The sequence below is a fragment of the Kitasatospora sp. NPDC001095 genome (assembly GCF_053598615.1).
On record NZ_JBSFKQ010000073.1, the window covers coordinates 20,989 to 31,487 of the forward strand.

Here is a 10,499-nt window from a genome sequence, read left to right on the forward strand (position 1 = left end):
ACCAGCACGAACCACCGATGGGTACGCGTCGACGGACCCGGCCGACCGGGACACCTTCGCCGCCCGCCCCGGCGCCGTCCGATCTCCCCGGTGACGACGGCCCGTTCGACGGGCTGAGGGGCGTCAGCTGACGTTGACCCCGCTCCAGGCCGCCGCGACCGCGTTGTACTCGGTGCTGCCGGCGCCGTACAGGTCGCGGGCCGCGTTCAGGGAGGCGGCGCGGGCACCCTTGTAGTTGGTGGTGGAGGTCATGTAGACGGTCAGCGCGCGGTACCAGATCTTGGCGACCTTGTCGCGGCCGATGCCGGTCACGGTGGAGCCGTTGCAGGTCGCGCTGTTGTAGGTGACGCCGTTGATGGTCTTGCTGCCGCTGCCCTCGGCGGCCAGGTAGAACCAGTGGTTGCCGACGCCCGAGGAGTAGTGCACGTCGAGCTTGCCGACGCTGCTGCTCCAGCAGTCGGCGGAGCCGCCGTCCAGCGAGGGCTTGTCGAAGCGGCGCAGCCACGGCGGGGTGGACTGGTCGCTGAACAGGTAGTCGCCGGTGTCGACCGTGTTGTTGGCGTAGAACTCGACCATGGTGCCGAAGATGTCGCTGGTGGACTCGTTGAGGCCGCCGGACTCGCCGCTGTAGCGCAGGTTGGCGGTGGCGCTGGTGACGCCGTGGGTCATCTCGTGGCCCATGGTGTCGAGGTCCACCTGCTCCGGGTCGGTGCTGCCGTCGCCGTCGCCGGTCATCATGCAGAAGCAGGCGTCGGACCACTGGGCGTTGTCCCACTTGGTGCCGACGTGGACGAAGACGGTGGCGCCCTTGCCGTCGTTCTTGATGCCGTTGCGGCCGTGGACGTTCTTGTAGTAGTCGTACGTCCAGGCGGTGTTGGCGTGGGCGTCGACGGCGGCGGTGGAGCGGTCGGAGGAGAACTTCTTCCCGTCGCCCCAGACGTTGGTGGTGCTGTTGAACGCGGTGCCGGAGGAGGCCTTTAGCGAGCTCGCGGAGAGGTTGTTGGCGTCCTTGGTGACGTGGCCGCGGACCGGGTCGGTCAGGGTGTAGCCGCCGCCGGACTTGGCGGTGGTGTCGATGGTGACCGTGCCGGTGTACTCGGAGTTCCCGGTGCCGGCCGCCTGGTGCTCGGCGTCGTAGGACTCGATCTGCTCGCCGGTGGTGGCGTCGGTGACGACCACCTTGCCGGCCGGCTGGCCGTGCTCGCCGGTGCCCTCGACGGTGGTGCGCCAGGCCAGTCGGGGCGTGCCGTCGGCGGCCCAGACGACCAGCTCGGGGGTGCTGACGGCGTCCTTGACGCCCGGGGCGGCGGCCAGCGCGCCGGCCGCGCCGGACTGGGCGTTCACCTTCGGCACGGTCGACTTCACGGCGGCGTCGTGGGCGGCCGCCCGGGAGGAGTCCTTGAGCCGGCCCTTGGCGTCCTGGTGGACGACGAGGTCGCCGCCGACCACCGGCAGGCCCTGGAAGGTGCGGTCGAAGCGCACGTGCGAGGCGCCGTCGGCGTCCAGCACGACGTCCTTGAGCACGAGGTCCTGGCCGGAGCCGAAGCCGAACACCCCCGCGTTGTGGGCGACGTTGGCGCGGGCCTGGGATATCGCGGCCTCGCGCATGCCGGGGGCGGCGGACGCCGTGGCGGCGGGGACGGTGGCGCCGGCGAGGGCGGCGACGACCGCGACGGCAGCGGCCACGCGGGCACGGCGGGAGGAGGGCGTGGGGGTCACTCTGACTCCAGTGGGGGTAGCTGTGCAGGGAAAGGAGCTGCGTCAGAGATTGACGGGGTTCAGTCAGATTCAGCTAGAGGAAAGGTCATAACTTTGCCAAGTCGTGTCCTTGGTCGATAAAAAATGATCAGAAGTTAACAAGCGCTCTACAGTGCCGTCGTGACGATCGACTACCTGTGGCGCGGCCCGCTCGCCGACCCCGAACTCGACGCCCTGCACGCCGAGGGCTTCGGCCACCCGGTGCGACCCGGCGACTGGCTCGCCCGGCTGGAGCGGCACAGCCTCGGCTGGGTCACCGCCCGCCGTACCGCCGACGGCGCCCTGGTCGGCTTCGTCAACCTCGCCTGGGACGGCGGCACCCACGCCTTCCTGCTCGACACCGTGGTCGCCCCTGGCATCCGGCGGCGGGGCGTCGCCACCCGGCTGGTCGCGGAGGCGGCCGACGGCGCCCGCGCGGCCGGCTGCGGCTGGCTGCACGTCGACTTCGAGCCGCACCTGCGCCCCCTCTACCTCGACGCCTGCGGCCTGCGCCCCACCGACGCGGGGCTGTTGGCGCTCTGACGCCCAACTCCCGCCGGGCGGCCGGGTCATGGCGCGTCCACCCCTCGGACGGCCGGGGCCGGCCCAGGCCGGCGGTTGTACTCTGCACGCGGACGGACGGCGCCGGCCCGGCACGCCGCCCCGCCCGCACCCCTGCCCGGCGCCGCGATCGGAGTCCCGTGAACTCTTCCGCCCCCGACTTCGACGGGCCGCTGCTGCGCACCCGGGACGTGGACGTCGTGCGCGACGGCCGGCACCTGCTGCGCGGGATCACCCTGGAGATCCACCCGGGCGAGCACTGGGCGCTGCTCGGCCCCAACGGGGCGGGCAAGTCCACCCTGCTCGCGCTGCTCGGCGCGGTCTCCCACCCCACCCGCGGCGAGGTGGACGTGCTCGGCCGCCGGCTCGGCCGGGTGGACATCCGCGAGCTGCGCGCCCACCTCGGGCACGTCAACCCGCGCCACCCGCTGCGCTCGCCGCTGACCGTGCGCGAGGTGGTGCTCACCGGTCACACCAACACCATCGAGCCGGAGTTCCACCGCAAGCCCGCCCCGGAGGCGCTGGAGCGGGCCGAACTGCTGATCGACACCCTCGGCATGCGGGCGATGGCCGACGCGGCGTGGACCACGCTGTCCCAGGGCGAGCGCGGCCGGGCCCTGATCGCCCGCGCGCTGATGCCCAGCCCCCGGCTGCTGCTGCTCGACGAACCCGCCACCGGACTCGACCTGACCGCCCGCGAGCTGCTGCTGGACAGCCTGGACCTGCTGCGCCACCAGCACCCGGAACTGGCCAGCGTGCTGGTCACCCACCACCTGGAGGAGCTGCCCGAGAGCACCACCCACGCCCTGCTGCTGCGCGGCGGCGAGTGCGTCGCGGCCGGACCGGTGGACGGGGTGATGACCACGGAGCTGATCAGCGAGACCTTCGGCCACCCGATCCGGATCAGCCGCCACGAGGGGCGCTGGACGGCCCGGGCCGCGGCCCGCCGGACTCCGGAAAGGTAACGGTTCGGGGGGTGGGTGTAGACGGTAAACGGACTTTACGTAAGGTATGCCTTAGCTAATGATGGTCTGCTGGTCCCCGGCCGGCCGCACCGCCTTGGCACACCCATGCCTCTTTCCGTTGGAGCCCGCATGTCCGCCCGTCGCCGTTCCACCGCAGCCGCGCTGCTCACCCTCGCCGTGGCGACCGCCACCCTGGCCGGGTGCGCGTCCAAGAAGGACGACAAGGCGGCCTCCTCCGACGCGGTCAAGGTGAACGCGACCGACACCGCCTGCGAGGTCTCCAAGACCAGCTTCCCGGCCGGCCACGTCGTGCTGGACATCAGCAACAAGGGCTCGAAGACCACCGAGGTCTACGTCTACGGCGCCGGCGACAAGATCGTCACCGAGCGCGAGAACATCGGCCCCGGCACCAAGGCCAGCATCAACGCCGAGATCAAGGCCGGCTCGTACGAGATCGCCTGCAAGCCCGGCATGGTCGGCGACGGCATCCGCCAGAAGATCACCGTCACCGGTGAGGGCGGCAGCGCCGCGTCGGCGGACCCGCGCCTGGCCGCCGCCGTCGACGCCTACCGGAAGTACGCCCAGGAGCAGGCCGACGCCACCATCCCGGCCGTCGAGGCCTTCGCCGCCGCGATCAAGGCGGACGACCTGGAGAAGGCCAAGTCGCTGTACGCGCCCTCGCGCACCGGCTGGGAGCGCACCGAGCCGGTCGCCGAGAGCTTCGGCGACATCGACCCGAAGACCGACACCCGCGAGGACAAGCTGGAGCCGGGCCAGGCCTGGACCGGCTGGCACAAGCTGGAGAAGTCCCTCTGGGTCGACGCGAAGATCGGCGACGACGAGAAGAAGCTCGCCGACCAGCTGGTCGCCGACCTCAAGGACTGGCAGAAGAAGATCCCCGAGGCCGAGATCACCGCGACCAGCATGGCCAACGGCGCCAAGGAGCTGCTGGACGAGGTGGCGACCAACAAGATCACCGGCGAGGAGGAGCGCTACAGCCACACCGACCTGGCCGACTTCCAGGCCAACGTCGAGGGCGCCCAGAAGGCCTACGAGCTGCTGAAGCCGGTCGCCGCCGAGAAGGACCCGGAGCTGGCCAAGACGCTGGACTCCGAGTTCACCGAGATCAACGCCCTGCTCGCCAAGTCCAAGCAGGCCGACGGCACCTTCACCTCCTACGACAAGGTCACCGAGGCCGAGCGCAAGACCTTCTCCGACGCGGTCAACTCGCTGGGCGAGCCGCTGTCGAAGCTGGCCGCCGCCGTGGTCGTCAAGTAACCGGCCAGGCACACCCCGTACCACCCCGCCGACGCCGTGGCGGCCCGCGATCCGGGCCCACGGCCTCGGCGGGCCAGCACAGAAGTCCCCAGCACAGGAGAAGGGCCCGCCCGCCGATGGACGCGGAGAACGAGCAGCAGAACGGGACGCCGGCCGCCGCCGACGCCACCGCGACCAAGGGCGCGGTCAGCCGCCGCGCCGTCATCGGCTGGGCCGGCGCGGGCGTCGCGCTCGGCGCCGCAGCCGTCGGCTCGGTCGCCGCGGCGACCCGCCAGGACGACGCCGTCCCGGTCGCCGCCCAGGTCGGCGCCGAGGTGCCGTTCTACGGCGAGCACCAGTCGGGCATCTCCACCCCGGTCCAGGACCGGCTGCACTTCGCCGCCTTCGACGTCTCCGAGAAGGCCACCAGGGAGTCCCTGGTCAAGCTGCTCAAGGAGTGGACCAAGGCGGCCGCCGCGATGACCGGCGGCCGTGAGGTCGGCGCCGGCGCGGTGCCCGGTTCGCCGGAGGCGCCGCCGGACGACACCGGCGAGGCCCTCGGCCTGCCGGCCTCCCGGCTCACCCTGACCATCGGCTTCGGCCCGAGCCTGTTCGAGAAGGACGGCGTGGACCGCTTCGGTCTCCGGGCCAAGCGCCCCGAGGCCCTGATCGACCTGCCCAACTTCAAGGGCGACAAGCTCGACCCGAACCGCAGCGGCGGCGACCTCTGCGTCCAGGCCTGCGCCGACGACCCGCAGGTCGCCGTCCACGCGATCCGCAACCTGGCCCGGATCGGCATGGGCACCGTCAACATCCGCTGGTCGCAGCTCGGTTTCGGCAAGACCTCCTCGACCACCCCGGACGAGCAGACCCCGCGCAACCTGATGGGCTTCAAGGACGGCACCCACAACATCGCGGGCACCGACACCGCGAAGCTCGCCGACCACGTCTGGGCCGCGCCCGGCGACGGCCCGGAGTGGATGACCGGCGGCTCCTACCTGGTCGCCCGGCGGATCCGGATGCACATCGAGACCTGGGACCGCGCCTCGCTCCAGGACCAGGAGGACACCTTCGGCCGCACCAAGGGCGAGGGCGCCCCGTACGGCAAGGGCAAGGAGCACGACGCCCCGGACCTGGCGGCGATGCCCGCGACCTCGCACGTCGCCCTCGCCCACCCGGACGCCAACGGCGGCCTGATGATCCTGCGCCGCGGTTTCTCCTTCACGGACGGCACCGACGGCCTCGGCCGCCTGGACGCGGGGCTGTTCTTCCTCGCCTACCAGCGCGACACCCGCAAGGCCTTCGTCCCGCTCCAGCAGAAGCTCGCGGCGAGCGACAAGCTCAACGAGTACATCCAGCACGTCGGCTCCGCCCACTTCGCCTGCCCGGCGGGCGTGCGCAAGCCGGGGGAGTGGTGGGGTCAGGCCCTGTTCGGCTGACACCTCCCGCTTCCCCCGGTCCCACCTCTACACCCCCCAGGAGCCCGCGTGTTCGGCAACTACCTGATCGGCCTGCGCGAAGGCCTCGAAGCCAGCCTGGTCGTCTGCATCCTGATCGCCTACCTGGTCAAGACCGGCCGCAAGGACAGGCTGGCGCCGGTGTGGGTCGGCGTCGGCTCAGCCGTGGCGCTCTCCATGGCCTTCGGCGCCGTGCTGCAGTTCGGCTCCTCGCAGCTCACCTTCGAGGCCCAGGAGGCGCTCGGCGGTACGCTGTCGGTCATCTCGGTCGGCCTGGTGACCTGGATGGTGTTCTGGATGCGGCGCACCGCCCGGCACCTGAAGACCGAGCTGCACGGCAAGCTGGACGCGGCGATCGCGATGGGCACCACGGCCCTGGTGGTCACCTCCTTCCTGGCCGTCGGCCGCGAGGGCCTGGAGACGTCGCTGTTCATCTGGACGGCCGTCCAGGCCACCGGTGACGGCTGGAACCCGCTGCTCGGCGCCGCGCTCGGCCTGCTCACCTCGATGGTGCTCGGCTGGCTGTTCTACCGCGGCGCGCTGAAGATCAACCTGGCCAAGTTCTTCACCTGGACCGGGGCGATGCTGGTCGTGGTCGCGGCCGGCGTCCTCGCCTACGGCGTGCACGACCTGCAGGAGGCCGGCTGGCTGCCCGGTCTGCAGAGCGTGGCCTTCGACATCTCCAGCACCATCCCCAAGGACAGCTGGTACGGCACCCTGCTGAAGGGCGTCTTCAACTTCCAGCCGGATCCGACGGTGCTCCAGCTGGTGGTCTGGCTGCTCTACCTGCTGCCGACGCTGGCCGTGTTCTTCAACCTCTTCGGCGGCGACAAGGCCAAGCCCGCCCAGCGGGTGACCGCCAAGCCGGCCGCCTGATCCGGCCGTTCGACCCCCGGGTCGACACCCGTACCGCCCCGCCCGGCACCCGCCGGGCGGGGCGGTTTCGCATGACCGCGGCCGGTTCTCGCCATGAGCGGCCGAAATCAGTCAGGAAACGGAAGAAAACGGTCAGCTCTGACAAGCTGCAGTCCCAGTGGAACCGTTCTGCCACGGCCTTCGTACTTAGGGTGACAGCACCATGCCATTACTCACCCTTGGGGGGACCATGACCGTTCGCAGGCCTGCCAGGTTAGTCGCCGTCGGTGTCGCCGCCCTCGCGGCGACCGTCGTGCTGACCGCGTGCGACGACGTGAAGTACACCGACGACAAGCCGGGAGACCCGAAGGCGAGCGCCGCCGGGGCCACCGTCCCCGGCGACCCGATGGCCGGTCAGGCGGCCGGCTCGCGGTGCAAGAGCGACGAGATCACCGCCACCGTGCAGCTCAAGGGCGCGGGTTCGGCCATGCTGACGATCAAGAACAAGAGCGACCACAACTGCACCCTGTACGGTTACCCGGGCTTCGGCGGGCTGAAGGCCGACAACAGCCCGGACGCGCTGGCGGCCAACCGCGACGCGCACCCCGGGCCGGCGGTGCTGGTCACCCTGAAGCCCAACAAGTCCGGCTACGCGGGCCTCAAGTGGAGCGCCTGCGACAAGTCGGACGCGAGCTGCCACGTGCTCACCGGCCTCCAGGTCACCGCGCCGGACGAGACCACGCCGGTCACCGCCGAGGTGCTCGGCACCGACGGCAAGCCGGCCGGCCAGCTGCTGGTCTCGGCCGCCGGGCTGACGACCGGCACCTTGCAGCCGAACAACGAGAAGGTCCTGTTCAACTGACGTTCCGCGGCTGACGACACGACGGAGCCCCCGGGGCGGTTCGATCGGAACCGCTCCGGGGGCTCCCGGCTTCGTACTCCCGGACCGCTACCGGCGGGCCGCTACTGGCTCTTGATCGAGTCCAGGATGTCCAGCTTCGCCGCCCGGTGGGCCGGCCAGAGCGCGGCCAGCAGGCCGATCGCGGCGGCCGCGAGCAGGAAGCCGACGGTCTGCACCGGCGGCACCACGGTGGTGATGCCCTTGAGGCTGTCCGCCAGCGTCCGCACGCCGGCCCAGGCCACCAGGATGCCGAGGCCGACACCCACCAGCCCGCCGAACAGCGCGATCAGCACCGACTCGAGCCGCACCATCCGGCGGATGCCGAGCCGGTTCAGGCCGACCGCCCGCAGCATGCCGATCTCCCGGCGGCGCTCGAACACCGACATCGCCATGGTGTTGACCACGCCGAGCACCGCGATGACCACGGACATGCCGAGCAGCCCGTACATGATGTTCAGGATGTCGGTGACCATCTGGCGGCTCTCCGCCTTGATCTCCTTCTGGCCCTTGACCGCGATCAGGGGGTTGCCGCCGGTCGCGTCGCGTAGTGCCTGCTTCAGCGTCTCGGTCGGGCCGTCGACGCCCTTGACCAGGACCTTGTCCAGGCCGGAGCCGGGCAGCGCGTGCGGGCCGACCACGGCCTCGGGGGCGACGATGCCGGCCATCGCGGAGTTGGCCTCCAGGATGCCGCCGACGGTCAGCGAGCCCTTGGCGCCGTCCGGGTAGGTGACGGCGAGGGTGTCGCCGACCTTGTAGCCGGCGTGCTCGGCACGGCCCGAACTCACCAGCAGCTTGCCCTGCTTGAGGGCGTCCGCGGAGCCCTCCTTGACCTTGACGGTGGCCAGCTGGTCGATGGTCGCGGCGTCCACCGCGGTCACCCACTCACTGTCCTCCTGCCCCTGCCCGATGGTGAGCGGGACGGTGCGCTGGGCGCTCATCGCGCTGACGCCGGGGGCCTTGGCGATCTGGGCGGCGACCTCGGGGGAGAGCGTCGAGAAGTTCTGCATCGCGACCGTGTAGTCGGACTTGACGTCGGTCGCGGTGGCCTTGTCCACGGCCTGGTTCACCGAGGCGCCGATCACGGTCAGCGAGGTGATCAGGGTGACGCCGATGGTCAGCGCGGCGGCGGTGGCGGCGGTGCGGCGCGGGTTGCGGACGGCGTTCTCCTGGGCCAGCTTGCCCGGTGCGCCGTACACGGCGCGCAGCAGCGGGGCGAGCAGCGCGATCAGCGGCCGGGACAGCAGCGGGGTCAGCACGAAGACACCGATCAGCAGCGCACCGGCGCCGAGGCCGACCAGCTTGACCTCCTTGCCGCCCACACCGGCCGCCAGCGAGGCGACGCCGGCCACGGAGAACAGCAGACCGATGGTGTTGCGGACCCGCAGGCCCTTCTGGGTGGCGGGCTGCTCGACCGAGCTCATCGCCGCGACCGGAGCGATCCGGGAGGCGCGGCGGGCGGGCAGCCAGGCGGCCACGACCGTCACCAGCACGCCGGTCACGATCGCGGTGATCACCGTGCTCGGCGCGACGATCAGCGGGCCGTCCGGCAGGTTGGCGTCCATCGGGCCGTTGAGCAGCGCCTTGAGCCCGACGGCGATCCCGATGCCGGCCAGCAGGCCGGTCACCGAGGCGGTCAGGCCGACCAGCAGCGCCTCGATCAGCACCGAGCGGGTGATCTGGCGGCGGGTGGCGCCGACGGCGCGCAGCAGGGCCAGCTCCTTGGTGCGCTGGGCGACCAGCATGGAGAAGGTGTTGGCGATGATGAAGATCCCGACGAACAGCGCGATGCCCGCGAAGCCCAGCAGGAAGGTGTTCAGGAACCGGGTGGCCTGCTTGATCATCCGGTCCTGCTCGGCGGCGAGTTCGCGGCCGGTCTTGGTCTCGATCATGCCGTCCTGCGGGACGACCTGCCTGACGGCGGCGAGCAGCGCGGCGTCGTCGGTTCCCGGCTTCGACTTGACGTCCAGCTGGGCGAAGCGGCCCGGGGTCAGGTAGAGCCGCTGGGCGGTGGCGGTGTCGAAGGCGGCCAACGAGCCGCCGGCCATCACGCGCGGGTCGTTGGTGTGCACGGTGCCGGTGAGCTTGAGCTCCATCACCGGGCCGTTGACCGCCACCCGGACGGTGTCGCCGACCTTGTAGCCGCCCTTCTCGGCCGTCCTGGCGTCCAGCGCGATCTCGGTGGCGTCCTTCGGGCCGCGGCCCTCGACCAGCGGGTAGCGCGGGTCCTTGCCGTCGGTGCCCGGCACGTAGTTGGTGCCGGTGGTGGAGAAGCCGTTGCCGATCAGCGCGCCCTTCTTGTCGGCGATGCCGGCGAAGCCGCTGACCACGCCGCGGACCTCGGCGGCGCCCGGCAGCGCGGCGACCTTCGTCCGGGTCTCCTCGGTGAGGGTCGGGCCGGTGGTGGCCTGGTCATGGCCTCCGTAGGCGCGGCCGGCGGCCTCGCTGTCGCTGACCGTGACGGCGATGTCGGTGTAGCTCTTGGAGTTCTGGGTCCTGAGCGCGTTGCCCACGGTGTCGGAGAAGACCAGCGTGCCGGCCACGAAGGCGGTGCCGAGCATGACGGCCAGTACCGTCATCAGCAGCCGGCCCTTGTGGGCGAGCACATTGCGTAGTGCGGTGCGGAACATGAGGGGTTGTCAGTCCTGGGGTACTCGGGGACGGGTGCTTGCCGGGCTGCCGGTGTGTCAGCTGGTGCGGCCCTTGGCGTCGAAGCGGCGCATGCGGTCCAGGACGGTGTCGGCGGTGGGGTGGTGGAGCTCGTCGACG

The 10,499-nt window shown here is 71.4% G+C and carries 8 protein-coding genes and 1 pseudogene; 6 read left to right on the forward strand and 3 right to left on the reverse strand.

The window, feature by feature from the left end; all coding sequences use genetic code 11:
- Positions 1–123: 123 nt before the first annotated feature.
- Complete coding sequence (locus ACWDBB_RS34180) at positions 124–1,719, reverse strand: M4 family metallopeptidase (RefSeq protein WP_449793301.1); 1,596 nt, start codon at positions 1,717–1,719, stop codon at positions 124–126.
- A 159-nt stretch (positions 1,720–1,878) separates the two neighbouring features.
- Here ACWDBB_RS34180 and ACWDBB_RS34185 point away from each other — a divergent pair, with 159 nt between their 5' ends.
- The 6 genes from ACWDBB_RS34185 to ACWDBB_RS34210 all read left to right on the forward strand — a co-directional run bounded on the left by ACWDBB_RS34185 (position 1,879) and on the right by ACWDBB_RS34210 (position 7,694).
- On the forward strand, positions 1,879–2,280 hold the full coding sequence (locus ACWDBB_RS34185; protein WP_449793302.1) for a GNAT family N-acetyltransferase: 402 nt from the start codon (positions 1,879–1,881) through the stop codon (positions 2,278–2,280).
- Positions 2,281–2,438: 158 nt separating this feature from the next.
- The gene (locus tag ACWDBB_RS34190; RefSeq protein WP_449793303.1) at positions 2,439–3,263 is read left to right on the forward strand and encodes an ABC transporter ATP-binding protein; all 825 of its coding nucleotides are present in this window, start codon (positions 2,439–2,441) and stop codon (positions 3,261–3,263) included.
- A gap of 129 nt (positions 3,264–3,392) precedes the next feature.
- Positions 3,393–4,541: an iron uptake system protein EfeO gene (efeO, locus tag ACWDBB_RS34195; RefSeq protein ID WP_449793304.1), complete on the forward strand. Its 1,149-nt coding sequence runs from the start codon at positions 3,393–3,395 to the stop codon at positions 4,539–4,541.
- 116 nt (positions 4,542–4,657) lie between these two features.
- Positions 4,658–5,959, forward strand: coding sequence for an iron uptake transporter deferrochelatase/peroxidase subunit (efeB, locus tag ACWDBB_RS34200; RefSeq protein WP_449793305.1), 1,302 nt, complete (start codon positions 4,658–4,660; stop codon positions 5,957–5,959).
- A 48-nt stretch (positions 5,960–6,007) separates the two neighbouring features.
- Positions 6,008–6,853, forward strand: coding sequence for an iron uptake transporter permease EfeU (gene efeU, locus ACWDBB_RS34205; RefSeq protein WP_449793306.1), 846 nt, complete (start codon positions 6,008–6,010; stop codon positions 6,851–6,853).
- A 229-nt stretch (positions 6,854–7,082) separates the two neighbouring features.
- Positions 7,083–7,694 (forward strand): DUF4232 domain-containing protein, encoded by a 612-nt coding sequence (locus tag ACWDBB_RS34210; protein WP_392871586.1) that lies wholly within the window; start codon positions 7,083–7,085, stop codon positions 7,692–7,694.
- 101 nt (positions 7,695–7,795) lie between these two features.
- Here the strand turns inward: ACWDBB_RS34210 and ACWDBB_RS34215 are convergent, their stop codons facing one another.
- On the reverse strand, positions 7,796–10,360 hold the full coding sequence (locus tag ACWDBB_RS34215; RefSeq protein ID WP_449793307.1) for an ABC transporter permease: 2,565 nt from the start codon (positions 10,358–10,360) through the stop codon (positions 7,796–7,798).
- A gap of 57 nt (positions 10,361–10,417) precedes the next feature.
- Positions 10,418–10,499 (reverse strand): annotated as a pseudogene (locus ACWDBB_RS34220) (ABC transporter ATP-binding protein); the annotation flags it as partial.